Annotated in this window: 22 protein-coding genes; 15 read left to right on the top strand and 7 right to left on the bottom strand. The window is 73.2% G+C overall.

Annotated features, from left to right (window positions below):
• The first annotated feature begins 113 nt into the window (after positions 1 to 113).
• The 3 genes from prfB to KIT14_05170 all read left to right on the top strand — a co-directional run bounded on the left by prfB (position 114) and on the right by KIT14_05170 (position 4,456).
• Positions 114 to 1,226 carry a peptide chain release factor 2 gene (prfB, locus tag KIT14_05160; GenBank protein ID MCW5889923.1) on the top strand — a complete coding sequence of 371 codons (1,113 nt, stop codon included), beginning with the start codon at positions 114 to 116 and terminating at the stop codon, positions 1,224 to 1,226.
• Complete coding sequence (locus tag KIT14_05165) at positions 1,223 to 1,828, top strand: phosphoribosyltransferase (GenBank protein MCW5889924.1); 606 nt, start codon at positions 1,223 to 1,225, stop codon at positions 1,826 to 1,828. The genes prfB and KIT14_05165 overlap by 4 nt, the downstream gene beginning before the upstream one ends.
• A gap of 90 nt (positions 1,829 to 1,918) precedes the next feature.
• On the top strand, positions 1,919 to 4,456 hold the full coding sequence (locus KIT14_05170; GenBank protein ID MCW5889925.1) for a hypothetical protein: 2,538 nt from the start codon (positions 1,919 to 1,921) through the stop codon (positions 4,454 to 4,456).
• Here the strand turns inward: KIT14_05170 and KIT14_05175 are convergent.
• The gene (locus KIT14_05175; GenBank protein MCW5889926.1) at positions 4,422 to 5,666 is read right to left on the bottom strand and encodes a transporter; all 1,245 of its coding nucleotides are present in this window, start codon (positions 5,664 to 5,666) and stop codon (positions 4,422 to 4,424) included. The genes KIT14_05170 and KIT14_05175 overlap by 35 nt on opposite strands.
• 69 nt (positions 5,667 to 5,735) lie before the next feature.
• Between KIT14_05175 and KIT14_05180 the strand changes: the two genes are divergently transcribed.
• The 3 genes from KIT14_05180 to KIT14_05190 are packed head-to-tail and all read left to right on the top strand — an operon-like array spanning position 5,736 to position 8,392.
• Positions 5,736 to 7,301 (top strand): nuclear transport factor 2 family protein, encoded by a 1,566-nt coding sequence (locus tag KIT14_05180; protein ID MCW5889927.1) that lies wholly within the window; start codon positions 5,736 to 5,738, stop codon positions 7,299 to 7,301.
• Between the two features lie 11 nt (positions 7,302 to 7,312).
• A complete protein-coding gene (locus tag KIT14_05185; protein ID MCW5889928.1) occupies positions 7,313 to 7,783 on the top strand; it encodes a nuclear transport factor 2 family protein in 471 nt (156 codons plus the stop codon).
• A gap of 42 nt (positions 7,784 to 7,825) precedes the next feature.
• Positions 7,826 to 8,392 (top strand): peroxiredoxin, encoded by a 567-nt coding sequence (locus KIT14_05190; protein ID MCW5889929.1) that lies wholly within the window; start codon positions 7,826 to 7,828, stop codon positions 8,390 to 8,392.
• 19 nt (positions 8,393 to 8,411) lie between these two features.
• Here KIT14_05190 and KIT14_05195 read toward each other — a convergent pair whose 3' ends face one another.
• Positions 8,412 to 10,064 (bottom strand): hypothetical protein, encoded by a 1,653-nt coding sequence (locus tag KIT14_05195; protein MCW5889930.1) that lies wholly within the window; start codon positions 10,062 to 10,064, stop codon positions 8,412 to 8,414.
• Positions 10,065 to 10,262: 198 nt separating this feature from the next.
• Here KIT14_05195 and KIT14_05200 point away from each other — a divergent pair, with 198 nt between their 5' ends.
• Complete coding sequence (locus KIT14_05200; protein MCW5889931.1) at positions 10,263 to 11,981, top strand: acyl--CoA ligase; 1,719 nt, start codon at positions 10,263 to 10,265, stop codon at positions 11,979 to 11,981.
• Between the two features lie 24 nt (positions 11,982 to 12,005).
• On the opposite strand, the gene KIT14_05205 is transcribed toward KIT14_05200, so the two are convergent.
• Positions 12,006 to 13,229, bottom strand: coding sequence for a M23 family metallopeptidase (locus KIT14_05205; GenBank protein ID MCW5889932.1), 1,224 nt, complete (start codon positions 13,227 to 13,229; stop codon positions 12,006 to 12,008).
• 3,122 nt (positions 13,230 to 16,351) lie between these two features.
• On the opposite strand from KIT14_05205, the gene KIT14_05210 reads away from it, so the two are divergent.
• The 6 genes from KIT14_05210 to KIT14_05235 all read left to right on the top strand — a co-directional run bounded on the left by KIT14_05210 (position 16,352) and on the right by KIT14_05235 (position 20,722).
• Positions 16,352 to 17,377 carry a hypothetical protein gene (locus tag KIT14_05210; GenBank protein MCW5889933.1) on the top strand — a complete coding sequence of 342 codons (1,026 nt, stop codon included), beginning with the start codon at positions 16,352 to 16,354 and terminating at the stop codon, positions 17,375 to 17,377.
• A gap of 100 nt (positions 17,378 to 17,477) precedes the next feature.
• A complete protein-coding gene (locus KIT14_05215; protein MCW5889934.1) occupies positions 17,478 to 18,257 on the top strand; it encodes a hypothetical protein in 780 nt (259 codons plus the stop codon).
• 120 nt (positions 18,258 to 18,377) lie between these two features.
• The gene (locus KIT14_05220; GenBank protein MCW5889935.1) at positions 18,378 to 18,572 is read left to right on the top strand and encodes a hypothetical protein; all 195 of its coding nucleotides are present in this window, start codon (positions 18,378 to 18,380) and stop codon (positions 18,570 to 18,572) included.
• Complete coding sequence (locus KIT14_05225) at positions 18,572 to 18,889, top strand: hypothetical protein (GenBank protein ID MCW5889936.1); 318 nt, start codon at positions 18,572 to 18,574, stop codon at positions 18,887 to 18,889. The genes KIT14_05220 and KIT14_05225 overlap by 1 nt, the downstream gene beginning before the upstream one ends.
• Before the next feature lie 94 nt (positions 18,890 to 18,983).
• Positions 18,984 to 19,943 carry a hypothetical protein gene (locus KIT14_05230; protein MCW5889937.1) on the top strand — a complete coding sequence of 320 codons (960 nt, stop codon included), beginning with the start codon at positions 18,984 to 18,986 and terminating at the stop codon, positions 19,941 to 19,943.
• 74 nt (positions 19,944 to 20,017) lie between these two features.
• Positions 20,018 to 20,722 (top strand): sterol desaturase family protein, encoded by a 705-nt coding sequence (locus KIT14_05235; GenBank protein ID MCW5889938.1) that lies wholly within the window; start codon positions 20,018 to 20,020, stop codon positions 20,720 to 20,722.
• 1 nt (position 20,723) lies between these two features.
• On the opposite strand, the gene KIT14_05240 is transcribed toward KIT14_05235, so the two are convergent.
• The 3 genes from KIT14_05240 to KIT14_05250 are packed head-to-tail and all read right to left on the bottom strand — an operon-like array spanning position 20,724 to position 24,156.
• On the bottom strand, positions 20,724 to 21,914 hold the full coding sequence (locus KIT14_05240) for an aspartate aminotransferase family protein (protein ID MCW5889939.1): 1,191 nt from the start codon (positions 21,912 to 21,914) through the stop codon (positions 20,724 to 20,726).
• On the bottom strand, positions 21,911 to 23,083 hold the full coding sequence (locus tag KIT14_05245) for a hypothetical protein (protein MCW5889940.1): 1,173 nt from the start codon (positions 23,081 to 23,083) through the stop codon (positions 21,911 to 21,913). Before KIT14_05245 ends, KIT14_05240 begins: the two co-directional genes overlap by 4 nt.
• Positions 23,080 to 24,156: a long-chain fatty acid--CoA ligase gene (locus KIT14_05250; GenBank protein ID MCW5889941.1), complete on the bottom strand. Its 1,077-nt coding sequence runs from the start codon at positions 24,154 to 24,156 to the stop codon at positions 23,080 to 23,082. The genes KIT14_05245 and KIT14_05250 overlap by 4 nt, the downstream gene beginning before the upstream one ends.
• A gap of 101 nt (positions 24,157 to 24,257) precedes the next feature.
• Here KIT14_05250 and KIT14_05255 point away from each other — a divergent pair, with 101 nt between their 5' ends.
• Together KIT14_05255 and KIT14_05260 are read left to right on the top strand one after the other, a co-directional pair.
• Positions 24,258 to 24,593: a tetratricopeptide repeat protein gene (locus KIT14_05255; protein MCW5889942.1), complete on the top strand. Its 336-nt coding sequence runs from the start codon at positions 24,258 to 24,260 to the stop codon at positions 24,591 to 24,593.
• A complete protein-coding gene (locus KIT14_05260; GenBank protein MCW5889943.1) occupies positions 24,593 to 25,786 on the top strand; it encodes a CoA transferase in 1,194 nt (397 codons plus the stop codon). The genes KIT14_05255 and KIT14_05260 overlap by 1 nt, the downstream gene beginning before the upstream one ends.
• Before the next feature lie 39 nt (positions 25,787 to 25,825).
• On the opposite strand, the gene KIT14_05265 is transcribed toward KIT14_05260, so the two are convergent.
• Positions 25,826 to 26,164 (bottom strand): hypothetical protein, encoded by a 339-nt coding sequence (locus tag KIT14_05265; protein ID MCW5889944.1) that lies wholly within the window; start codon positions 26,162 to 26,164, stop codon positions 25,826 to 25,828.
• Between the last annotated feature and the right edge of the window lie 109 nt (positions 26,165 to 26,273).

The raw sequence follows: 26,273 nt of genomic DNA on the forward strand, positions 1-26,273 counted from the left end.
GCCGGGCGCAGTCAAAGACGGCGGCCCTCGCGTCCCGGTGCGCTCCCCGCTACAACGCCCCGTCATGGAACAGGGCAAGGTCGTGGATCCCGCCGTCGAGCTGGCGACACTGCGTGAGTCCGTTCGCACGCTCGAGGAGCGTGTGGCCGAGCTCGGGAGGCATCTTTGACCTCCCCCAACTCGAGCGCCGCGCGGGCGAGCTGAGCCTCCAGGCGGCCGACCCCGACTTCTGGAACGACGCCGAGCGCGCCCAGGCCGTCACCCGCGAGAACGCCCGCGTCCAGGCCGCGATCGACGGCTGGAGGAAGCAGCGCGGCGACGTCGACGAGGCGCAGATCTTCCTCGAGATGGCCGAGGAGGGCGACGCCGACGCGCTGGCCGAGCTGCGCGCCAAGGTCGACGCCGTCTCGGCGTCGCTCGATGCCCTGGAGCTGCAGCAGCTCCTCGGCGGCGAGCACGACGCCGGCAACGCCCTGATCGAGATCCACCCCGGCGCGGGCGGTCTCGAGGCCCAGGACTGGGCCGAGATGCTGCTGCGCATGTACCTGCGCTGGGGCGAGCGGCGCGGGTTCAAGGTGGAGCTGCTCGAGGTCCAGCCCGGCGAGGGTGCCGGCATCAAGGGTGCCACGGTCGCCATCGAGGGGCCCTACGCCTACGGCTACGCCAAGGCCGAGTCGGGCGTGCACCGGCTGGTGCGCATCTCGCCCTTCGACGCCAACGCCCGCCGCCAGACGTCGTTCGCGTCGGTGCTCGTGATGCCCGAGCTCGACGACGACATCCAGATCGACATCAAGGACGACGACCTCCGCATCGACACCTACCGCTCGAGCGGCGCCGGCGGCCAGCACGTCAACAAGACCGACTCGGCCGTTCGCCTGACCCACCTGCCGACCGGCATCGTCGTCGCCTGCCAGAACGAGCGCTCGCAGCACAAGAACAAGGCGACGGCGTTCAAGATGCTGCGTGCGAAGCTCTACGAGCTGGAGCGGCAGAAGCAGGAGGAGAAGGTGGCCCAGCTCCAGAAGGGCAAGACCGAGATCGGCTTCGGCCACCAGATCCGCTCGTACGTCCTGCACCCCTATCGGATGGTGAAGGACCACCGCACGAACGCCGAGATCGGCAACACCGACGCAGTGCTCGATGGCGATCTCGACGCGTTCATCGACTCCTGGCTGCGCTCGCAGCTGACGGCCGAGCGCGGCGACGGCGCCGGAGCGCCGGCGTGACGCGCGCCGAGCGCATCCTCGCCGACGCCGGCGCCGTCATCCGCGGCAGCCACGTCGTCTACACCTCGGGCCGCCACGGCAGCGCCTACGTGAACAAGGACGCGGTGTATCCCGACACCCGGCGCGTGTCGGAGCTGTGCGCGCTGCTCGCCGAACGGGCGCGACCGCAGGACGCCGAAATCGTCTGCGGACCGGCGCTTGGCGGCATCATCCTCGCGCAGTGGATCGGACATCATCTGGATCTGCCTGCGGTCTACGCGGAGAAGCTGCCCGAGGGCGGGCTCGGCCTGCGACGCGGCTACGACAAGCTGGTGCGCGGCCGGCGCGTGCTCGTCGTGGAGGACATCCTCAACACCGGCGGCTCGGTGGCGCAGGCGATCGCCGCCGTGCGCGCCGCCGGCGGCGAGGTCGTCGGCGTGGTCGCGCTCGTGAATCGCGGCGACGTGACCGCGGAGCAGCTCGGCGTGCCCGCGCTGAGTGCGCTCGTCACGCTCGCCCTCGACTCGTGGCCCGCCGAGGCATGCCCGCTCTGCCGCGACGGCGTCGTCGTGAACACCGAGGTCGGCAAAGGTCGCGAGTTCCTCGCCGCCCGCGACGCCTGACCACGCGGCGGACGCAGCGTGGTCGCACAGTTCCGTTGACGCGCGACAGCCAACCTTGCATTCGGGCGCGGGGTTGGACTAGTCGGCGACATGATCGTGCTGGTCTGGTCCATGATCGCTGTCATAGTGTCATTTCTGCACAGCGATCTGGCCTGGGCCGCCGTCGGAGCCACGCCGACCAAGGTGCTCCAGCGGTGCTGCTGCGGCCCGGGGGTCGGGGCCTGCGGCGCGTGCGAAGCCGAGCGCTGCTGCGGCTCGACGGCGGTCTCCGGTGCGGACGGGTGCGGCATGGCCGCCGGCGTCTGCCTCGAGGGCGATCGCGGCGGTGCGGCGTGCGCCGACTTCCTCGGCGGGCTCCAGTTCATGCTGGCGCTCGACGCGCGCGGCAACCTCTTCGTCGCCTCCAACCCCACCAGCTCGGTGCTGCGCGTGAGTCCGGGCGGCTGCGTGACCACGGTGCTCGACGCGGCCGGCGGCGGGGGCGTGGCCGTGCACGGCGCCCGCGGCCTCTCGGTGAGCACCGACGGCACGCTCGTCGTCGCCAACGGTCTCGGCAACACCGTCTTTCGCGTGACGCCAGCCGGCGTGCGCCGGAAGATCGCCGATCTCTCGCGGCCGTACGCGACCGCGATCGACGCCGCCGGCAACGTGTTCGTCTCGCTCCAGACCGAAGACCGCGTGGTTCGCGTTCCGGCCGCCGGCGGTACGCCCGTCACCGTGCTCGACGCGAGCGGGGACGGCGCGGGCGCGACCTTCGCCGCCGCGCGCGGCCTCGCCGTCGACGCCGCCGGCACCCTCTACGCCGCAGGCGAGGCGAGCGACAACGTCTTGCGCGTCACGCCCGACGGTGTGCGCAGCGAGATCGTGAACCAGGCGCGGGCAGAAGCCGCCGGGGCGCTGCTCGATCAGCCGTTCGGCCTCGCGGTCGACGCCGCCGGCAACGTCTTCGTGACCGGCGTCGCGAGCGACAACGTGCTGCGGGTGTCGCCGGCGGGCGAGATCACCGAGCTGCTCCGCGGCCCGCCGCTCGACGCTCCCCGCGAGGTGGTCGTCGACCCGGCTGGGCGGGTGTACGTGACCGGGCAGCTGAGCAGCAACGTCGTCCGTCTCACGCCGACGGCCGACGGCTGGACCCACGTGGTCCTCGTCCAGGGCGAGCCCGAGGTCGCGACCCCGGGCCTCGGCGCGCAGAACGCCGTCCTGAAGCGCGCGCGGGGCCTCGCGGTCGGCGCCGACGGCCGGGTCTTCGTCGCCGGCGAGACCACGAGCACGGTCTACGGCATCGCCACCGCGCCGGGCGCCTGCGGCGACGGCGTCGTCGGCGTCGGCGAGGAGTGCGACTGGGCGCGGCCCGAGGACCGCTGCTGCTGCGACGCCCGGTGTCGCCTGGCCGAAGCCGGTGCGCCGTGTACGGACGGCGTCCATTGCAACGGCCGCGATCGCTGCGACGCCGCCGGCCGCTGCACCCTGCACGCCGGGACACCGTGCGCAGAGGCCGCCGCGTCCGGAGTCTCGAGCGGGGTCTGCAACGAGGAGACGGCGAGGTGCGACGCGCCGGACGGGCCACCCTGCGACGACGGCAACCCGTGCAACGGACCCGACGTCGAGGTCGATCGGGTGTGCACTCCGACCAACGCGTTCGCCCCCGTGGGGACGCCGTGCGCGGCGGATGGCGATCCCTGCACGCGCGATCAGTGCGACGGCAACGGGGTGTGCCGTGCGCTGCCGGGCAACGCGGGCGTCACCTGCCGCGCCGCCGACGCCTGTCGTGAGGCGGCGGAGTGCGCGGCGGGCGCCGCCGTCTGTCCGGCCGGCCCGGCGAAGCCGGACCGCACGCCGTGCGCGCTGGCCGGCTGCGACGGCGCCGCGTTCTGCGAGCGTGGGGAGTGCGCGTGCTGGGCCGACGCGTGCGGCAACGGCGTCGCCGATCCGGGCGAGCAGTGCGGCGAGCCCGGTCTGCCGGACGGACCCTGCTGCACGGGGTGCCGGTTCGCTCGCCCCGGCCAGATCTGCCGCACCGCCTCCAGCGCGTGCGACGTCGCCGAGACCTGCGACGGCGCCTCGGCCGTCTGCCCCGGCGACGTGTTCGCGCCGCCCGACACCGCCTGCGACGACGGCGATCCCTGCACGATGGACGCCTGCCGCGCCGGCGCGTGCAGCAGCGTGCGCTTCTGCGAGGCGACGCTCGCCCGCCGCGCGCGCACGGTCGGCCGGCGCGGCCTCGCACCGGGAGCACGGGCGGCGAGCGTGCTGTGCACGAACACCGACCCGACGGTTCGCCGTGCGGTGAGCTGCTCGGCGCGCGCGCTCCTGCCCGGGGCGGCGGCCGGCGAGCCGGCCGCGTGCCTCGAGGTGCCCGGGGCGCTGGTGGCCAAGAAGGTTCGGCGTCGCGTGCGTCGCCTCGCCGCGACGCCCGCCGGCACGCAGGAGATCGACGTCCAGCTGCGGTTCAACGCTTTGGCCCGGAAGGCGATCATGGCGGCGTTCAGGGCCGAGGAGCGGTCCTCGGTCCTCGTCTGCGTCGAGTTCCGCTTCGAGGACGGCGGCACGGTCACGGTGATGCGCGAGCTCGTCCTCCTCCCGAGCGAGAAGCTCAGAACGCAGCTTCCAGGCTCCACGCCACCATGACGTCCGGGCGCAGCGAATCGCGCGTCAGCGGGACGACCGCGGAGACCGCGGTGACGAACCACGGTCCCAGGGCGATCTTGGTCCCGACGGCGAGGTTGACGACGTCGGCGCGGGGGATGGCCGCGTACACGACGCCGTTGGCGCGGCCGCGGACGAGCTCGTCGAAGCCGTACTGCTGGGGAAAGCGGCCGTCGGCGACGGTGAATTCGTCGTCGACGACGGTGGAGGCGCCGAGCAGGTCGAGGAGGAGCGTCACCGGCTCGGCCGCGCGGATGGCGACGCCGAGGGCGTAGGTCGCGCGGGAGCGTTGGAGGTCGGTCGCATCGAGAACCCAGCCGAGGTTCAGGTGGAGATCGTTGCCACGAAAATCGCGGGAGGCGATCAAGGCGGCGCCGAGGCGGGTGTCGCCCGTGCCGTGGAAGTCGTCGGGGTCGCCGGAGGGCAGGCGCAGCGTGGCGAGCGCGGCGAGCCGGCCTGCGCCGTGGTCGAGGAAGCGATACTTCGTGCGCAGGAGGAGGTCGCCGACGCCGGCGCGGGTGCCGTCGACACCGACGGCCTCGTGCACCGGCGGGCCCGCGAACGAGCCCGCGACCTGTGCCGTCGCCTCGCCCGCGAGCGTCAGGTCCGAGACCACGACGGGGACGAGGAGGTTCACGTCCCAGCGATCCGTGACGCCGTAGGTGACCGCGACGTCGAGCATGTCGAGCCGCAGCCGGAAGTCCGCCGCCGCGAAGCGCTGGCGCACGACGCCGTCGCCGAACGGCACCCGGCTGGTGACCGTGAGCTGGTTCGCGAGCGGCGCGCCGTCGAACTTCTCGAGGTCCGCGTGACGCACGGCGAGGCCGACGTCCCAGCGGCGGGCGCCGAGCGTGCTCGCGCGCTCGGCGAACATCGAGCCGAGCGCGCCGCGCGAGCGGGTCGGGACGCCGTCGGCGTCGTAGCTCCAGTAGAACGACGGGCTGGTCGCGATCGGCGGCAGGTCGATGCCCGCCAGGGCGAGCCGTTGCACGACCGGCGTCACCAGCTGCGTGAAGCGGCCGCCGGGGGTGGGGAAGATGCGGCGGTCGAACGCCCGCGCCATCTCGCCCACGAGTGACGTCGCGCCGGAGGACGTGGCCGTGGCGGGGAGCAGGAGCAGCAAGGCGAGCAGCGGCAGGGCGGCCGTCGCCCGCGGCCGGCGTCGTTCCTCCTCGGGTCGATGGTCCCGCACCGCGTGCCCTCCCTGGCTCGCGCGCCCCCGCGTAGGACGCGCCTCGACCCGGAGTCAAGGAACGCGGCGATGAGCGACGTCGTGCTCGCCTGCTCGCCGTGCGACGACGCCCGGACCGAGGCGCTCCTGCGCCTCCTGCGTGCCGCCGCCGTCGACGTCGACGCGGCCGACGACACCGCCCGCGGGCCGGACGCGGCCCGCCGCGCCCGCTGCGTCGTGGTGGCGTGGTCGGCGTGCTCGGTCGAGCTGCCGTGGATGCGCACGGTCGCACGCGAGGGCGCACGGCGCGAGGTCCTCGTCTCCGTGCTGCTCGACGACGTGCTGCCGCCGGTGCGTGCGCGGGCGGCGGCCCCGATCGACCTGCGTGACTGGACGGGCAGCGGACGCCATCCGGGCATCGCGGCGCTGCGGGCGGGCATCGGCGCGGCGCTGGCGCAGGGCGACGAGCCGTGGCCGCCGCTCGATCTCGAGGCCACCGGACGCCCCGCCGGCGCCGCGCCTCCGGACGCGGCCGACTCCGCCGCGCTGGCGTCGCCGGCCGACGGCGGCGGCATGGATCTCGCCGCTGCGGCGGCGAGCGCCGTCGAGGCGGTCGCCGATGCGGCTCCGCGTCTCGCGGGGGTGAAGTCGCGGCGCCTCCGGGTCTATCGGCGCGTGGCGACGTTCGCCGGCGGGCTCGCCCTGGTCGGGCAGATCCTCTCGTCGAGCATCGACGTCTTCGACTTCCTCCCGATCGTGCCGCCCAACGACCCCACTCGCCTCGTCGTCGGAGTCATGAACGTGCGCGCCGAGGGCGACGCCCCGGGATGGGCGGTCGTGGTCACACGCGATCGGCTGAACGCGATCCTGAACCGCTTCGGCGCCATCGAGGTGATGTCGAAGCAGCAGATCGCCTTCGTCCAGGACCGCGACGAGGTCTCGGAGATCGAGGCGGCACGCCGGCTCGGCATCGAGCGCATGATCTCCGGAACGCTCTCGGTCGTGGGCCGGCGCTGGAAGCTCATGGTCGAGGTCGTCGACCCGGCGCGCGGCAGCCTCACGCAGACGGAGGAGGAGGAGGGCTCCGAGGAGACCTTCGCCGTCATGCACAATCGCCTCGCCGCCAGGCTGGTGCGCCGGCTCGGCGTCAAGTTCGAGGCCGCCGAGATCGACGAGCTGGTGCGCCTCCAGCCCATGGCGGATGCCGATCACTTCCGCCGCCTCATGGAGAGCATGGGCGAGTTTCCCGACGAGCCGGCGCCGCCGCCGGGCGACCAGGAGGGGCGCTGGCACCTGCTGGCGCCGGCCAGCGCGGCGGCCGCGAGCCCCGACGAGGACGCGATCCGCCGCCTGCTGGAGGAGTACCGCCAGGCGCTCGAGGCCGAGGACATGCGACGCCTCGATCGCATCCACGTCGCCGACGACCCGCGGCTGCGCGGCGCGCTCGCGCGCTATCTGGCGAACGCGGACCACCTCGACGTCGACTTCAGCGACGTCGTCGTGGCCATCGACGGCGACACCGCGCTGGCGACGTTCACCCGCCGCGACGCCTTCCGCGACGCCGCGACCGGGCAGGAGGTCCGTATGGAGCTGCGGGTGAGCAACGCGCTGGTGCGGCGCGACGGGACGTGGCTGATCCAGGGGGCGAAGCGCTAGGGTCGAACGCGATGGGAAACGGACGCAACCTGGCGACCGCCTGCACCCTGCTCGTCGTCCTCGCGGCGTGCGGCCACGATCCCGCCCGCGACGCCGAGGCCATCCGCGCCCGCCTGACGGCGTGGCCGCAGGCCTGGAACGCCCGCGACCTGCGCGCGGTGTGCGACCTCTTCGCGCCCGACGTCGTGCTGACCTTCCCCGGCGGACCCGACCGCGACCACGCGGCCATGTGCGCGGGCTTCCGCAGGCTCTTCGCACGCACCGACGAGACCCTACGCTACGATCCGCCGGCCATCACCGAGATCATGGTCGACGGCGACCTCGCGGCCGTGCGCCTCGTCTGGACGGCGCGGAGCACCGGCGCGGGGATCGCCGGCGAGCGCGTCGACGAGGAGCAGGGGCTCGACGTGTTCCAGCGCCAGCCGGACGGGCAGTGGCGCATCCGCGTGTCGCAGGCCCATCCGCGCGCCGAGCCGCGTTGACAGCGCGCCGCGGCTCGGCGATGTGCGCTCGCGGAGGTGCCGATGGATCGCCCGCGCCCGCATTCCCTCGTCGCCGCGACCCTCGTCGCGGTGCTGCTCGTCGCCGGCTGCGGCCAGACGCGGCGCCCGGACGGCGGCGTCGGGCTGCTGCCGGTCGGCGCCAAGGCGCCGGACCTCGTCGGCGAGGACGCCGACGGCAAGCCCGTGCGGCTCTCCGACGTGCGCGGCAAGCTCGCCGTCGTCTACTTCTACCCGAAGGACGGCACGCCCGGGTGCACCACGCAGGCGTGCGCCTTCCGCGACGCTTTCGACAAGCTGGCGCAGGCGGGCATCGTCGTGTTCGGCGTGTCGCGCGATTCCGCCGAGCGCCATCGCGCGTTCCGTGCGGAGCACCATCTGCCGTTCCCGCTGGTCGCGGACGAGTCGGGCGACGTCGCGGCGGCGTACGGCGTGCCGAGCAAGTTCGTCGTGCTGACGGACCGCGTGACGTTCCTGGTCGACGCCGAGGGCAACGTCGCGCGCGTCTGGCCCGAGGTCGACCCCGCCGTCGACGCCCGGCGTGTCCAGGACGCGGCGGCCGAGCTGCGCGGGACGCCGCCCGCGAGCTGAAGCCGCGCGGCTGCGGCGGTCATTTCGACGGACGCGGTCCGAACTGGGGATATATCTCGGGCGCGCAGGTCGGCGCCCCCTGGGCCACGCGGGTGCGGAACGCGAGATAGTCGCCCGCGATCTCGTCGCGGGGCAGCGCCGCGAGCGCCAGGATCGCGTCGCCCGCCGCGAGCAGCTGGCTGCGCATGCGCTCGAAGTCGATCGCCTCCGCGCCGAACACCGGATCGTAGAGCGACCACGGTCCCGAGATCATCGCCAGGGTCGGGATCAGATTGCGGTGGTAGAAGTTCCCGAGCCCGCCGAGCGAGCAGAGCGGCGGCACGCGGCTCTCGTCGGGGACGTCGACGCCGCGGAGCACCGCCGTGCGATCGAGGTTGCGGCGCTGCGCCGCCGAGACGGCGACCTCCTTCAGGACGTCGCTGTCGCCCGCCGCGAAGAGGAGCACGTCGCCGAGGCCGCTGAAGGCGAGATGGCGGTCGGCGCCCTCGCCGACGGCGAGGATCTCGCGCGTGCCGAGGTGCTCGATCGCGAAGCCGAACGCGACCAGGCCCTGCTCGTACTCCGCATTCAGCGTCCGCACGTAGCGCTCGCCACCGTCCTGGACGATGGCGTCGTGGGCGCTGGTGAACGCCAGCTCGAGCGTCCGCGGGCGGCATTCCATCGGCAGGCTGCCGTAGTAGCGGGCCAGCGCGAGCATCCCGACGATGCCGTTCTCCTGCACCCAGGAGTTGCCGTCGGTGTTCGCCATCAGCGAGATCTTCTCGGGACTCGTACCGGGCACGGTCGCGACCAGATTCTTCGTCGAGCCACGGCCGACCTTGGCGCGCACGGTGATCGCCGCCGCGCCGCCCTGCGCCGCCGCGGCCCGCAGCTGCTCGGCTTCCGCGCTCCCGACGAACACCGCCGGGACGCCGTAGATCGTCCCGGTGTGGGGATCGTAGTAGCCCGCGACCTGCTCCCGCGGAACGTCGAAGGCGAAGACGACGCCCGCCGCGCCGGCTGCGCCGGCGGCGAGCAGCGTGTCGTGCAGGACGCCGCCCCCGAGATAGGGCCGGTCGTACGATCCGGGGTCGTTCAGGATGTCGGGCGTGATGTACAGCCCGACGAACTGGAACAGGACGTACGGGATCGCGCTCTTCGGGAAGTCGACGAGGACGATCTTTCCCCGGGCGTTCGCCGCGGTGATCGGCGCGTCGGCGTCGAGACGGACGAGCGGTCCGCGCCGGCCCTGCTTGCGGGTCGGGCTCGACCAGTGCACCGCGCCCGCGACCGGCACCCGCACGGTCGCGCCGCCGGCCGGCGTGATCGTGAGGCCGCCGGCGCGCGCGATGTCGAGCCCCGGACCCTTCTGCATCCGCGTCCGCGGCAGCCAGCGCCAGATGCGGTAGCGGTCGTACGAGGTCGTGGCGCCCCGGATCGACTTCGCCTCGCGTGCGAGCCAGCGGATGGCCTTGTCGTGCGCGGGGCTGCCGAGGATGCGCGGCCCGTAGGCGTTCACCGCCTCGACCCACGCGCGCAGCTGCGCCGCGCTCGCGAAGGCCGCCGCGTCGACGCTGGTCGGACAGGTCGCGGCGCGTGTCGCCGCGGCGGTGCCGAGCCACAGTGCCAGCGCACCGGCGCACGCCAGCAGCGTTCGCCGGGTCGAGAGCGTGATGGGAGCGGGGCGCCGCATCGGCGAACCTGCACATGGCCGGCGTCCGGGTGTCAATCGCGTCGCCGCCGTCTACCGGTCCTTCGCCGCGTCGGCGGACCCGCATACCCGCTTCCCATCCGGGGCTCGCCCGCTCCATTATGGGCCCCCACCGCCCGCACCCGAGGAGGTCCGCTCGTGGATCAGCCGAGTTCCGCCACGCCGCCCAGGTTTCCGGCCATGTCGATCGCCGACGCGCATGCGCTGCTGAACCAGCCCGGCAGCCCGCTCGAGATCACCGAGGCGACGATCCGCGGCGTGCGCACGAAGGTGTGGAAGAACGCGCCGCCGACGCTGCGCGAGGTCTTTGCCGGGACCGCGCGCCATGCGGCCCGCGACGCCCTCGTCTACGAGAACGACCGCGTCACCTACGCCGCCTATCGCGCCGCGGCGGTGACGCTCGCCCGGCGCCTCGTCGCCGACGGCGTGCAGAAGGGCGACCGCGTCGCGATCCTCATGCGCAACCTGCCCGAGTGGCCGATCGCCTTCTGGGGCGCGGTGCTGGCGGGCGCCATCGTGACGCCGCTCAACGCCTGGTGGACGGGGCCGGAGCTGGAGTACGGCCTCGTCGACTCCGGCGCCTCGATCGCCATCATGGACGTCGAGCGCTGGGAGCGCGTGCGCGAGCACGTCGACGCCTGCCCGGCGCTGCGCAGGATCTACGTCGCGCGCACGACCGACGACGTCGCCGACCCGCGCGTGGAGCGGCTCGAGGCCGTATTCGGGCGGCCGAACGACTGGGCGGGGCTGCGCGAGGAAGCGCCGCCGGAGCTGCCGATCGAGCCCGACGACGACGTCACGATCTTCTACACCTCGGGCACGACCGGAAAGCCGAAGGGCGCCGTCATCAGCCACCGCAACATCGTCTCGAACATGCTCAACGCGGCCAACGCGCAGGCGCGAACGTACCTGCGGCGCGGCGAGCGGCCGCCGCTGCCCGATCCGGACGCGCCGCAGAAGGCGATCCTCCTCTCGGTGCCGTTCTTCCACGCGACCGGGTGCTTCGCCGTCATGCTGCCGTCGGCGATGGGCGGTGCGAAGCTCGTCATGCAGCGGCGCTGGGACGTCGACGCCGCGCTCGGGCTCATCGAGCGCGAGCGCGTCACCAGCGCGGGCGGCGTGCCGACCATCGCCTGGCAGATCCTGGAGCATCCGAGGTTCGACGCCTACGACCTGTCGTCGCTCGAGACCCTGTCGTACGGCGGCGCGCCGGCGGCGGGCGACCTCGTGCGCCGCATCCGCGAGCGCTTCCCGAAGGTGCAGCCGGGACAGGGCTGGGGCATGACCGAGACCTCGGCGACGGCGGTCTCGAACTACGCCGAGGACTACCTGCTGCGCCCGACCAGCTGCGGCGTGCCGTCGATGACCGGCGAGGCGATGATCATGTCGCCCGAAGGCCAGCGCCTGCCGGTCGGAGCGGTGGGCGAGCTCTGGTACAAGGGCCCGATCGTCGTGCGCGGCTACTGGCAGAAGCCGCAGGCCACCGCCGAGACCTTCGTCGACGGCTGGGTGAAGACCGGCGACCTCGCGCGCATGGACGAGGAGGGCTTCCTCTACATCGTCGACCGCGCGAAGGACATGCTGATCCGCGGCGGCGAGAACATCTACTGCGTCGAGGTCGAGAACGCGCTCTACGACCACCCCGCAGTGATGGACGCCGCGGTCGTCGGCCTGCCGCACCACACGCTCGGCGAGGAGCCGGCGGCGGTGGTGCATCTGAAGCCCGGCGCGAAGGCCGACGAGCAGGAGCTGCGGCACTGGGTGTCGCAGAAGATCGCGGCGTTCAAGGTGCCGGTGCGGGTCGCGTTCTGGCCCGAGACGCTGCCGCGCAACGCGAACGGCAAGATCATGAAGCGCGAGCTGCGGCGGGCGTTCCCGGACGTCGCCTTCCCGAGCTGAGCGCGGCGCCCGCGCGGGCGGGCGCTACGGTGCGGCGGGGAAGTCGACGACGTCGAGATCGAGCGGCAGCTCGTCCTGGCGCGGGCCTGCGCCGCCGCTGGCCGGCAGCAGACGATACGTCTCCTCGAGCGTGCTCTTCGCGTCGTACCAGCGCTCGGCGTCGAGCGTGCCGCGCAGGGTGAAGCGGTCGAACACGTAGGGCAGGCCGTCGGCGGCGAGCGCCGAGGGGGCGTTCATGACGTGCAGGTGGAGGTGCGGCGCCGACGAGTTGCCGGTGTTGCCGAGGCGGCCGATCTCCTGCCCGCGCCGTACGCGCTCGCCGCGCTGCGGGCGCACGCTGCCCTTCTTCATGTGGGCATAGAAGACGTAGAGCCCGTTGCCGATGTCGAGGATCACGTGGTTGCCGTCGACGTTCTCGATGGTGACGGTCTGCGGGTCGGGGAGCGAGCCCGGGAGCTGATCGTCGAAGCGGTCTGCCACCTCGACGACGGTGCCGTCGGCGACGGCGAGCAGCGGCTGGTCGTAGGCGAGGTAGCTCTCGACCTTGGCCGGGTCGCCGCGGAGGAGGCGGCCCTCGGCGTCGACACGCATCCAGTCGATCGCGAAGCGCTGCGCGTCGCGCAGGCGGCCGCCGACGGGGAGGATCGCGCCGCGATGCGCGCCGCGCCCGCTGCAGCAGCCGTTCGCGACCACCCAGGCGTCGCCGGCGAGCGGCGGCCCCAGCACGACCGGCGTCGTCTCGGCGATGTCCCAGGGGGCGGCGAGATAGCGCATGGGCGCCGGTGCACGCGCCGCGGGGCTGGCGGCGCCGGTGCCCTCGAGACGATGCACGATCGCATCGGGCACCGTGGCGAGGGCGTCGAAGGCCAGCGCGACGTACGCGAGCTTCGACTCGTTGGGCGCGAGCGAGAGGTCGGTGACGGGGCGGGTCGCGAGGTCGTGCATCGCCTCGCGCAGGGTCGCGCCCTCGAGGGTCGCGAGCACGCGGCTCTGCTGGTCGTAGTCGAGGACCGTGAGTCGCGTCAGCGTGGCCGGCACCGGTCGGGCGTTCGTCAGCCAGAGCTCGTAGACGACGTGCCAGCGCCCGTCGGTGGCCTTCACCGGCGCCGTCCGGTCGCCGACGAAGCCGACCAGCACGGGCGTGAAGGCGTCCGGGATCGTCAGCGTGCGGCCCGCGGCGCCGCTCACCCCGGCGTGCAGGGCGGCAAGGAAGAAGAGGACGTACGCGGCCAGCCGGCGACATTCCATGCGGGCTCCATAGCAGGCCTGGGCGATCCGCGCCCGAATCCTCGCGGCCGTGCGTGCCTGCTGCATGCGCGGCGGTCATGCGGGTGGCGGCGGCGCGGCGGCTGTGCGGCGGCGCGCTGCTTGAAGCCGGAACGGACCGTGCGGCAAGCTGGGTCGCGATGCTTCGCGTGCGGCGTTGGCTGATGGGCGTGTGGGTTCTGGCTCTGTGCGCTGGGGGGGACGTCGCGCGTGCGGTGCAATGTCCCGCCGGCGGCGGCGATACGCCGCAAGCGCTGCCGGCCGGCAGCGGCGAGGATCTCGAGGTGGTCGGGCCGTGCACCGTGGGGGCGGGCACCTACCACTACGGCAACGTCAACGTGTACGGCGGCGGCACGCTCACCTTCGCCGACGAGGTGATCGCGTTCTGGGCGTCGTCGATCATCGTCGAGAACGAAGGCTCGCTGATCGCCGGCGTGCCGCAGCCCATCGGCACCGCGGGCGGCAGGCTCACGATCCATCTCTACGGCCCCGACCAGGGCGCCGAGCCGTTCGGTACCGAGAGCCAGGGCGGACAGGGCGCCATCTGCAAATCTCCCGGCGGCATCTGCGGCGTCGATCCGACGGTGTGGGCGACGAACGGCGGGTCCGAGCAGACGCTGCCCGGCGGCGTCACCGACTACTTCTACCAGTACCACCCGCTGCCCTACGACGACGGCGGCGTGACCAAGGGCTTCTTCGGCTACAAGGTGCTCGGCGTCGGCTACGGCGGCACGCTGCAGCTCTTCGGCAAGCAGGGCGCCACCTACACGCCGCTCGACCCGACCGACTCGGGCACGAGCTGGCGTCGCCTCGACGGCACCGTCGCCAAGGGCGCGCCGTCGATCAAGGTGGATCGCGCCGTCGACTGGGCGGAGGGCAGCGAGATCGTCGTCACCACGACCGACTACCTTCCCGGCCACTCGGAGCAGCGGACGATCACGGGCGTGTCCGCCGACAAGACCACGCTGACCCTCGATCGCCCGCTCGACTACGCGCACAACGGCGCCAAGTACTCGCTCGCCGCCGTGCCGGCGCGCATCGGCATCGACTTCGACGAGGCCGAGACCCGCGCCGCGGTCGGGCTGCTCACGCGCAGCATCCGCATCGTCTCGGCCGGCGACGCCTACGGCGACGCGTTCTACGCCGAGGCGCCGGGCAAGTATTTCGGCGGCCACACGATCGCGCGCGCAGGCTTCAAGAAGTTCCAGGTGCAGGGCGTCGAGTTCCAGCAGCTCGGCCAGGGCGGTCGCCTCGGCCACTACCCGGTGCACTTCCACATGGCGCGCAAGGTGCCGGGCGATACCTTCGTGCGCGACTGCTCGGTCCACGACTCCATGACGCGCTTCTACGTGGTGCACGCGACCCACGGCGTCACGCTCGAGCGCAACGTCGGCTACAAGTCGATCGGGCACGGCTACTACATCGAGGACGGCACCGAGATCGACAACAGGTTCCACGCCAACCTCGGCGTTCTCGCCCGCGCCGCGATCGACAACGCGCAGAACCCGCGCCGCGTGCCCGGCATCCTCGCCGCACCCGACGGCGCCGGCGAGTACGTGCCCTACCACTCCGACTGGGACCACCCGTCGGTGTTCTGGATCATGAACGGCTGGAACGAGTTCGTCGGCAACATGGCCGTCGGCGCGACCTCGTGCGGCGCCTGCTACTGGCTGGTGCCCGGCGCCAACAGCGGCGGCTCGCGCCACCAGACGTGGGACTCGTACGCCGCCATGCAGGCGAACCTCGACCGCGCCGCGACCACGCCGCTGAAGCGCTTCCACGGCAACTTCTGCTCGACGGCGATGAACTCGTTCAACGTCGTCGGCAACACGGCCGTGTGCCACGGCATCAACGAGAGCCCGGACACGTCGATCCCGGCGGTGGCCAACTCGCTGGCGCCGTCGGCGTCGAGCCCGGCCGGCCAGAGCTACTATCCGGTCGTCGACCAGGGCGGCGGCCGCTTCGCGACCCTGTGCCGTCCCGGCGAGGACTGCGCCACGGTGGCGAAGTGCGGCAACGGCGCGCAGCAGAACTGCGCCGTCACGGTCCTCGACCGCTACACCTCGGCCTTCAACTGGACGGAGACGAACTTCGCCGCGATCTGGCTGCGCCCGCAGTGGTATCTCGTCGTCAACAGCGTCATCTCCGACGTGCAGAACGGCGGCCTCACCTTCATCACGGGCGGTGACTACACCGAGGCCTCGACCATCGGCGGCCACTGGGCGCTGGCGCGCAAGAACGTCTTCATCGGCGAGACGCAGCCGGACAATCCGTTCGCCGGCGCCGGCGGCCCCTTCAACACCAAGGGCGGCCTCGCCTGCGACACGGGGCAGGGCGACAACTGCCTGTCGCGCGCCGAGGGCGTCGCCTTCCCGATCAGCAACTTCGGCGCCGGCCAGCGCCTCTTCAACATCTACGACGGCCCGGCCTACCAGGAGTCGAACGCCTATCTCGACGTGAGGACGACGCCGCTCGTCGGCTGCGACCTCGTGAACGGCAACTGTCCCGCCGGCGACTATCCCGCGTACGGCCGCACGCTCGGCGTCCCGCGGCGCGGCGACGCGTGCTATCTGCCGAACGCCGCCATCGGCTGGAAGCAGCCGAACGGCTTTTACTATCCGCCCGCCTTCCGCTCGCGGAACCTGTTCTTCGACGACGTCGACATCCGGCACTTCGTGATCGAGCCGTCGTTCCTGCCCGGCACCTTCCAGACCGATCCTGCGGCGGTCGTCGACCGCTACTGCACGCGCTCGGGCGGGATGTTCACGGGCTTCACCGACGTCGACCGCCAGACGGTGCTGAACGACGACGACGGCTCGCTCACCGGCCTCGTCGGCACCACCACGGTGAACGAGGACTCCTTCTTCGCGGCGCCGGTCGAGACCATCCAGTGCCGGTCGGACCTGACGTCGCGCACGACGCCGTACGACTACGTGTCGACCGTCGTCTATCCGCAGTGCGCGGTGACCGAGGCCTGTCCGGGGACGTGGAACCGGGTGTGTACGAACCAGCGGTGCTACGGCGTACCGCTCTACCGCCAGTACCTGACCAAGGCGGAGCAGAAGGCGAAGAAGCTCGACGACCGCTCGCGCAGCATCCAGCTCATGGGCGAGGCGATGTGGCAGCGCAACAGCCTCACCGTGAACAACGGCGTCTACTACATCGACACCACCGTCTCGCAGGCACGCCAGGAGGCGGCGGGCGGCATCACGAACTTCACGGTCTTCGAGCCGGGGCAGACCTACAACGTGTTCCTGCTCTATGCGAAGCCGAGCACGCGGCAGGCGTATCAGATGTACGTCGGCAAGGATCCGAGCTGGGACGCCGCGCAGAAGGTCTCGGCGCTCGGCATGTCGGTCGCGAGCTCGCCGCTCGCGCCGACGCCGGTCGCATGGCCCGCCGGCTGGACCCGCATCTACGACGCGCGGACCGGCATCCTCACCGTGACGGTGGACCTCACGGCGTACGGGCAGGCCTTCGGCGACGTGCGCCGCAAGAAGTGCCAGCCGCCGAGCTTCTGCGCCTGGAAGGACGACCGCTGCCAGTGCAGCCTGCCGGAGAGCGATCCGATGCACGCCGAGTGCATGGCCGACGACTCCGCCATCTGCGGCTGGGCGGGGCGCGACGTCGACTGCCCCGAGGGCGGCTGCCCCGGCTTCGCGGTGACGCTGTCGTCCGCGTTCGCGGTCGACCCGAGCCCGGATCCGCGGCCGAAGGCGCAGCCGTTCCCCGACGGCAAGGACCCGGACGCCGGCGCGTGGAACGTCGCATGGGACAAGGCCGGGCCGATCGCGGGCGATTGCGAGAACCCGATCACCTCCGTCCGCATCGGCACCCCCGGCAACGACAGGATCGTCGGCACGAAGGGCCCCGATCTCCTCCTCGGCGGCGGCGGTAACGACCGCATCTTCGGCCGCGGCGGCGACGACGAGATCCACGGTGGACCGGGCAACGACGTCCTCGTCGGCGGTCCGGGCCACGACAGTCTCCACGGCGGCGCCGGCGACGACGTCCTCCTCGGCGGTAAGGGCGACGACACGCTCCACGGCGGCTCCGGCACCGATCGCGCCGTCGGCCACCGCGGCAGGAACGTCTGTACCGGCGTGGAGAAGGCGAAAGGCTGTCAGTGACGGTCCTCCCGATCGTCGGCGCGGGGCGGGTGGACATCCCCGTGGCCGCCGAGCCCGCGCGCCGCGGTGTCGGCGACCGCGCCGTCGGGAGCGCCTCCGCATGAGCCTGTCCGAGCCGCTGCCGTCTCGGCTGCCGCTCGCCGCCGAGCGCACGGCATGGCGCTGGGCGCTCGCAGGGCTCGTGCTTCTCGCCGGCGCGGTCGCCGGTGCGACGTACCTCGGGCCTGGGCCGGGGCCCGCGGTGGCGGGCGTCTGCCTCACGCTGGGCATCGTCGCGCTCCTCCTCGCCGCCGCTCGTCACCTCGGCGTGCGCAAGGATCGCTCGGTCGTCGACGCGATGGCGGCGGGTGACTACATCGCATTCTGGATCGTGCCACCCGAGGTCTGGCGTGCGCACCTCGCGCAGGAGCTCGCGGCGCAGCCCGCTGCGGCGCGCATCGCGACGATCGCGGGGGCCGCCATCTCGGGCCTGGTCGTCGCGCTGATGCTCGGCATCCGCGTCGCCGAGGGCGGCGACGTGCGCGGCGACCTCGTTCCCGCGGCCGCCCTGGGGGGCGGGGTCACGCTGCTCTTCGGGCTCGTCGGGCTCGCGATCCAGTCCGGCGAGCGGGGCCGTACGCGTCGCCTCGCGCGCCGCGAAGGCGTCATCTGCATCGCCGATCGTGGTCTCTATCATGCGGGCGAGCTGTGGCCGCACGACCGCGGCATTCCGCGCTTCCTCGGCGTCGAGCTCCTCCCCGGCCCGCCGCGGCTGCTGTCGTTCAGCTATTTCTTCTGGGGGCCGAAGGGCTCCATCACGCTCGCCGTGCGCGTGCCGATGCCGCCGACCGACGCGGTGATCCGTCCCGACGTCATCCTCGCGCGGCTGTCCGGTCGCTGAGCGCCTCCGCGCGTCCCCGCTTGTAGAACTGCGCATGCCGCCGCCTGCGGCAGGCCTGGAAAGTCGCAGTCGTAGCGACGGCACGCCTTCTGCACCGTCCCCCTTGCCCAGGAGGACACCATGAACCTGAAGGCCACGGCACTGCTCGTGGGGTTCGCGGCGATCTGCGCCGCAGGCTGCTCCAACGACCGCACGATCGTCCGGCGCACCACGACGACCGAGACGATGGCGGCCCCGAGCCCGGACACGACGGACAGCTCGACCGTGATCCGCCGCAGCTACGACTCCACGACCACCGACAGGGAGGACAAGTGATGCCGCGCAAGACGATCATCCTGAGCGCCGCCGCCATCGCACTGAGCGGCGGCATGGTACTCGCCGGAGAGACCGTCACCGAGCAGCGCACGTACGAGCACCGCTCGATGGCGGTGGAGGTTCCGCCTCCGCCGCCCCCGGCGACCGAGAAGCAGACCAACTCGGTCGAGCAGCACACGACCCGTCGCACGGGCGACGGCAGCGTCGAGGAGCACTCCACCTACGAGTCCACCCGCTCGAACGTCGAGCGGGCGGCGCCGCCCCCGCCGCGCGTGATCGAGAAGAAGACCGAGGTCCTCGAGCACGAGGACGACTGACGCCATGGCGGCTGCCCGGGGCGCTGCGCCCCGGGCAGCCGTTCGACACCCGGAACGCCTCGCCGATACCATACCCGGTATCGGGAGGTGTGCGATGGCTGAGTGGTGGAAGCTGCGGCGGTTCGGGATTGCGTCGGCGTGCGTGCTGGCACTGGCGACGCCGGCTGCGGCGGAGAAGAACGCGACCATCCTCTCGATCGATCGCGAAGAGATGCAGTGTACGTTCGACGTCGTGTTCCAGGTCGAGGATGCGGGGCAGTACGCCGTCAACCTCTGGGACGACGGGAGCTACGTCACCGGCGTCCAGGGGGACTTCGCTGCCGGCGCAGTGGTCACGGTGACCGTGACGATCGGGGCCCCAGCCCTTCCCGGCGCTACTGGAATCGGCGTCTACGTGCAGGACGCAGCGGGGGAAGACGGCGGCACGACGTATGGCTCCGACGGCAGCTACCAGTATCCCGACGACGTCGGCAACGGGTGCCAGCTGCTCGGCTTCACGTTCGGTGCGAAGATCGCGAGTGTGGTCGAGCCGACCACGACGACCACCACCACCACGTCGACGACGTCCACTTCGACCACGTCGACGACGCTGCCGAGCGAGATGCTCTCGGGCCAGAAGCTGATGCTCCTGCCCACGCGCCTCGCGCTGCTCTCGAACGATCGCAGCGTGACCGCAGGAAGGGGTCTCGGCACGGCGGACGACCCCACGCTCGTCGGCGGGGCGCTGCGCCTGCGCGGCACCGGCTTCGACCGCACGTTCACGCTCCCGGCCGGCGCGTGGGGGCCGCTCTCGAGGAAGAAGCCCGAGAAGGGCTATCGGCTGAGGGGCGCTGCGCCGGTGACGGCGGTCGTGCTGAAGCCCGGCAAGCAGATCAAGATCGCGGCCCGGGGCGACCTCGGGGTGGCGCTCGACGCCGACGTCCAGCCCGTCCAGGCCGAGCTGCGCATCGGCGGGCGGCGCTACTGCTTCGCGTTCGGTGGCCGCGTGAGGTGGAAGGCGGGCAAGAAGTGGACCGCGACGAAGGCCCCTCCCGCCGTGTCCTGCCCGCCCTGACGGCCGCCCGCTCGCGGGCCGGAGGCCCCGGACAGGCGTTGTCTGCCGCGGGGCCTCCGGCCTAGTATCGCCCGGTGCTGACGAAGAGGACGGACACCCGCGCATTCGAGATCACCCAGCCGCCGACGAAGCGGGACCGGGTGCGGGCCGAGGCCGTCGCACGCATCCCGTGGTGGTACAGCCCGTGGGGACACCTCGCGTTCCCCTCGCTGGTCGGCATCGGGGCGATCGTCGCGTCGCTGGCGCTGCTCGAGCAGCCCAGCTGGCGCGAGTGGCTGACGGTGCCGATCGTGCTCGTGCTGATCAACTTCAACGAGTGGTACATCCACCGCAACATCCTGCACCGCCGCACCTGGCCGCTCGAGGTGCTGTTCTGGCGGCACACGCCCGAGCACCACGTCATCTTCGTGCGCAACGACATGGCCATGCGCGCGACGCGCGAGTTCCGGCTGGTGCTGATCCCATTCTACGGCATCGTCGCCATCTTCTTCACGACGCTGCCGATCACGCTCGCGCTCTGGTTCCTCGTCGGCCACAACGTCGCGCTGCTCTGGGTGGCGTCGACGATGGGCTACACGGTCGCGTACGAGTGGCTGCACCTCTCGTACCACCTGGCCGACGACAACCCGATCGGCCGCAGCCCCGCGATCCGCTGGCTGCGTCGCTTCCACGCCCTGCACCACACGCCGGAGCTGATGCAGAAGTGGAACTTCAACGTGACGGTGCCGCTCGCCGACCTCGTGCTGCGCACCAACTTCAAGGGCGCGCCGCCCGCCTGATCTAGCCGAGGGCGGCGGCGATGCGCCCGAGCGCGTCGGCCGCCTGGTCGTCCGTCAGCACGAGCGGCGGTGCCAGCCGCACGACGACGTCGCGGTGGAGCGTCCAGCCCAGGATCAGCCGCGCGTCGCGCGCCCGGGCGACGAAGCGGGCGCACGCGGCCGCGTCGGCGAACTCGAGCCCGAGCAGCATGCCGAGGCCGCGCACCCGGGCGAGGCCGCCGCGGGGAACGTGCGCCGCCAGCGCGGTCCGCAGGTGCTCGCCGAGCGCGGCGGCGCGTGCGACGAGGCCTTCGCGCAGCAGCACGTCGAGCGCCGCGCCGCCCGCGGCGCACGACACGGGGTGGCCGCCGAACGTCGTCACGTGCGCCAGCGGCGGATCGTGCGCGAGCGTGCCGAGGATCGCCGGCGAGCCGACGAAGGCCCCGAGCGGCATGCCGCCCCCGAGCGCCTTCGCGAGCACGAGCAGGTCGGGCACCACGCCGGAGTGCTCCAGGGCGAAGAGCCGCCCCGTACGCCCGAACGCCGTCACCACCTCGTCGAAGACGAGCAGCGCGCCGGTGGCGTCGCAGCGGCGGCGCAGCGCCGGCAGGAAGTCCGGCGACGGGATGCGCACGCCGCCCTCGGCCTGGACCGGCTCGACGATCACCGCGGCCACGTCGTCGCCGATCGTCTCCAGCGCGGCGACGTCGTCGAAGGGCAGGAACGCGACCTCGGGCAGCAGCGGCTCGAACGGCGCCCGGTAGAGCGGGTTGCCGCCGACCGACAGCGCCCCCCACGTGTCGCCGTGGAACGCCCCCTCGAAGGCGACGAAGCGCCGGCGCCCGGTGTGCTTGCGCGCGGTCTTGAGCGCGCCGTCGACGGCCTCCGCGCCGCTCGACGTGAAGTAGGTGACCGACAGCGGCGCGGGCAGCAGCGTCGCCAGGCGCGTCGCGAGCCGTACCTGCGCGTCCTGCACCATCTCGCCGTAGACCATGACGTGCAGGTGCCGCGCCGCCTGCGCCGTGATCGCCGCGACCACCGCGGGATGCGCGTGGCCGACGTTGGCGACGCCCATGCCTGCGAGCAGATCGAGCCACTCGCCGCCGCCGGCGTCGCACACGATCGCGCCGCGCGCCTCACCTACCACCAGGCCCATCGGGGCGTCCGAGGTCTGGCAGACGTGCCGGCGGAAGAGCGCGGCGAGATCCGTCACGTCGCCTCCACGAGGATGCGCGGCGCTCCCGGGCGGCCGCGCAGCGTCGCCAGCGGCGCGCGCTGGCCGCGCGGCCAGGCGATGGGCGGCCGTTGCATGCGGCCCGGCAGGCAGACGCGCGCGACGCCGCGTGCGCGCAGCGCCTCGGTGTCGAGGCCGCCGCCGTGCGCGCCGACGCACTCGACGCCCGAGAGCAGCGCGGGCAGCGCGTCGACCGACGGCAGGGGGCGGACGTGCAGCGTGCGCGCGCCGGGCAGGTCGAGCGTCCCGCCCGTGAGCACCGCGCCCCAGGGGCCCGCCGCGAGGACGCGCGCCCGCGAACTCGGCCGCGGCGAGCGCCGTGCGCACGGCCGCGCGCACCGCGAGCGGCGCCGGCCCGGCGGCAGCACGCGGGCGGCGTCGACCAGGGCTGCGACCAGCGCCTCGGCCCACGCCGCGACCTCGCCGGCGACCCAGACCGTCGTCGGCGACAGGCAGCCGCGCTGGTCGTGCAGCGCCGTGTCGCGCGCGATCGCCGCGGCCACGTCGTCGCGCGCCGGGCCTCCCAGGGCCACGACGCTGGTGCGACTGCCGTTCGCCACCAGGCGGTCGCCGAGCCGCGTCGCGAGCGCGGCCATGGCCGCATCGTGGCCGCTCGCGACCACGACGTCGGCGCGCGCCAGCACCGCCGCGCCCTCCGGGTCGCCGCCGCGCCACGACGCGGTGACGACGGTCGCCGCCAGCTCGGGGTCGACCGCGGCCAGCGCGGCGTGGAACGCGTCGGCGGACGAGGTGTCGGCGCGGCCGGATTTGACCAGCGTCGCGCCGCCGGCGAGGCAGCCGAGCGCGATCGCCGGGAGCGCGAGGGCGGGGACGTTCGACGCCAGCACCTCGGCGACGAGCCTTGGAGCGGCTCCCTCGCGCCCCTCGGCGTCGGCGAGCGCTGCGAGCGCGTCGGCATCGAGCGCTGCCGCGGCGATGGCGACGGCAGCGTCGACGTTGGCGGGCGAGAGCGCGGCCTCGTCCGCGAGGGGCGCGCGCCAGGCGTCGTCGCCGGCCCAGCGGCGGGCGGCGGCCGCGAGCGCCGTCGCCGTCTCGCGTAAGGGCCGCGTCCGCAGCGCGGCGCGCGCGACGACGGCGCGGTCGATCGCCGCGTGCAGCGCGCCAGGCCGCGGGGAAGCGGCGGTCACGTCGCGGCACCCTCCGCCAGCTCGGCCAGCAGCAGCCCGCAGCCGCGCGGCACGGCGCCGGGTACGCGCCCCGTCACCGCCAAGCCGTCGTCACCGACCGTGTGTCCGAGGTCCTCGGTGAGGACGACCGACACCGAGCCGGCGTTGGCGAGGTCGTGATGGCAGAGGATGCCCGGGCGTCCGGCGGGCACCTCGTCCAGCGTGTCGGGATCGAGCACGCGCGTCCGCAGCCACGGCGGGGCCACGAGCCGGCGCGCGTCGAGGCTGCGGCCGGCGAGCCGGTCGGCGAGCGCGCTGTCGTAGTACTGCGAGCAGAGCTCCGTCATGCCGTACTCGTTGACGCACCAGTAGCCGGCGACGCCGAGGTGGCTCCAGCAGGCGCGCAGGAAGCCGGCACGTGACAACGGCCGATCCATCCCCTTGGCGCCCCCCGTGTCCATGATCCGGCTGCCGGGGCCGAGGCGGAAGCGGCGGTCCGTCGCGAACAGGCGCGCGAAGGCCGCGGTCGGTCCGGCGACGAGGACGGCGCGCCCGTCGGCGGACAGCGCCGCGAGACGCTCGGTCAGGCGGTCGAGCGCGAGGCCGCCGGCGTCGGCGAGCCACTCGTGCCCGTCGACGAGCGCCTCGCCGACGAAGGCGCACATGCGGACGAGCGACGAGTCGGGGCGGACGTCGGGCGGCGGCAGGAGAAAGAGCGCGTGCGGGCGCTCGCCGTCGGGCAGCACGGCGCGGGCGAAGCCCGTCAGCGCCGAAGCGCGGTAGAGGTCGAGGTGCGGCACGAGGTGGCGGCTGCGCGCGTCGGGGCCTTGCGTGGTGCCGCTCGAGCGGAACGTCGCCTCGGGCGCACCGCAGGCGAGCTCGAGCCGTTTGAACGCGGCGGCGGGCACGGCCGGCACGTCCTGCCAGCGCGCGACCGTCGCCGGGGTGACGCCGCGGCGGCGGCAGAAGTCGCGGTAGGGCGGGTCGTGCGCGAGCTGGTGGGCGAAGACGCGCAGCGCCCACGACTCGAAGTCGAGCGCGGCGCCCGCAGCCGTCGCGCGGATCGCCGCCGCCAGCGCGGCCTCGAGGGACATCGCCCGAGGGTAGGGAGCGGGCTTCGGGCCTGTCAATGCGAGCGACCCCCGGCGGGCGACCCCGCTTGCCGGATCCCGCGACGGCGGGCTACGTCGAGCCCGTGGCCGACAAGTACGAGCTGTTCGACGCCGCGGTGGATCTCGTCGCCGAGGACCGCACCGAGGACGCCATCGCGAGGTACCGGGAGGCGATCGCGCTCGACGAGGGGTTCGCCGACGCCTGGCAGGGCCTGGCCCTGGCCCTGGCCGAGCTCGGTCGCCATCCCGAGGCGATCGAGGCCGGCAAGAAGCTCGTCGAGCTGACGCCGGACGACGTCCTCGCGCACACGACGCTGTCGCGGCTCTACCAGCAGGCCGACATGGTCCCCGAGGCGGAGGCGGAGGGCGCGAAGGCGCGCATCCTCGACTGGAAGCGGCAGCTGAAGGACGGCCAGTAGTGGGCGCGCTCGACGGCATCCGCGTCCTCGACCTGACGCGCTTCCTCGCCGGGCCGTACTGCACCTCGATCCTCGCCGACATGGGCGCGGAGGTGCTGAAGGTCGAGGCGCCGAAGGGCGGCGACGAGGGGCGCTACGGCTATCCGCCGGTCGACGGCGTGCCGGTGTTCTTCCTGGCGCTCAACCGCAACAAGAAGGGCATCACCCTCGACCTCCGGCACGAGGAGGGGCGCGCGCTCTTCCGCCGCTTCCTGCCGCACCTGGACGTCGTGGTCGAGAACTTCGCCGGCGGCACGCTGGCGCGCTGGGGCCTCGCGCCCGAGGCTCTCTGCCGCGAGCATCCACGGCTCGTGGTCGCGAGCCTGTCGGGCTTCGGGCAAACGGGACCGTGGAAGGACCGGCCCTCCTACGACATCATCACCCAGGCCTCGAGCGGCTTCATGTCGCTGACGGGCTTCCCGGGGAACCCGCCGACCCGCGGCGGCGGCTCGCTCGGCGACTACGTGCAGGGCCTGTTCGGTGCGGTCGGCGTCCTCGGTGCGCTGGTCGCGCGGGCGGCGACCGGGCGCGGCCAGGCGATCGACGTGTCGAGCCAGGACGCGATGTTCTCGCTGCTCGACAGCTGGCCGGCGATCTTCGCGGCGTCGGGCCGCATGCCGAAGCAGGTGGGCAACCGTCACCTGGGGACGGCGCCGTACGATTCGTTCCGGGCGAAGGACGGCTGGCTCGTCATCGCGGTGGCGTCGAACAAGCTGTTCCGCGCGCTGGCGACCGCGATCGGCCGCCCCGAGCTGGGCGAGGATGCCCGCTTCCGCGGCGTCAGCGGGCGACTCGCGAACACCGACGAGATCAACGGCATCGTCGCCGAGTGGGTGGCTGCGCGCACCGTCGACGAAGTCGTCGCGGCGCTCGGACCCGACGGCGCCGGCGTGCCGTGCGCGCCGATCTACACCGTCGACCAGCTGCTGACGCATCCCCAGCTGCTCGCGCGCGACATGATCCGTCGCCTGCCGCACCCGAAGCTCGGCGAGGTCGTCGCGCCGGGCGTGGTCGTGAAGATGTCGGAGACACCGGGCGAGGTCCGGCGGCTCGGGCCGGAGCAGATCGGCGAGCACACCGACGAGATCCTGCACGACCTGCTCGGGCTCGACGCCGACGCGATCGCCGGTCTGCGCGCGCGGCAGGTCGTCTGAAGCGCAGGCCCGCCACCGTGGCGGGCCCGGGGACGGTCGTTACTCCGCCGGGCGGCCGGCGGCCTGGGCGGCGCTCTGCGCCGCGGCGAGGGACGTGCGCGCCTTCTGGAGGTCGGACTGGCAGCCCGTCAGCTTGCCCTGCACCACGGTCAGCTGCCCCTCGATGTCGACCTGCCGGTTCTTGCGGTCGACGATCTCGGCCTCGTGCTTCGTGCGCAGGTCGCGCAGCGCCGGCGCGCCGTCGGGCCCGTAGCCGTAGAACACCCACGCCGCGAAGTACCCGAAGCCGAAGGTGACGGCGAGGACCAGCAGGCGCTGCGTCCACTCCCACACGGCCTCCTGGACCCGCTGCTTCGCCAGTTCGTCGTCTGTCGCCACGGGTGTCCCCCCCTGTGTGAAACGCTGTTCGCGGCTCATAGACCAAAGGCTGCGGCAGGCTCAAGGGGCGCCCATGCCGCGGCGGCGGCGAGGCGCGCCGGGTGCGGTC

The organism is bacterium (genome assembly GCA_026129405.1).
Classification (GTDB): Bacteria; Desulfobacterota; Binatia; order DP-6; family DP-6; genus JAHCID01.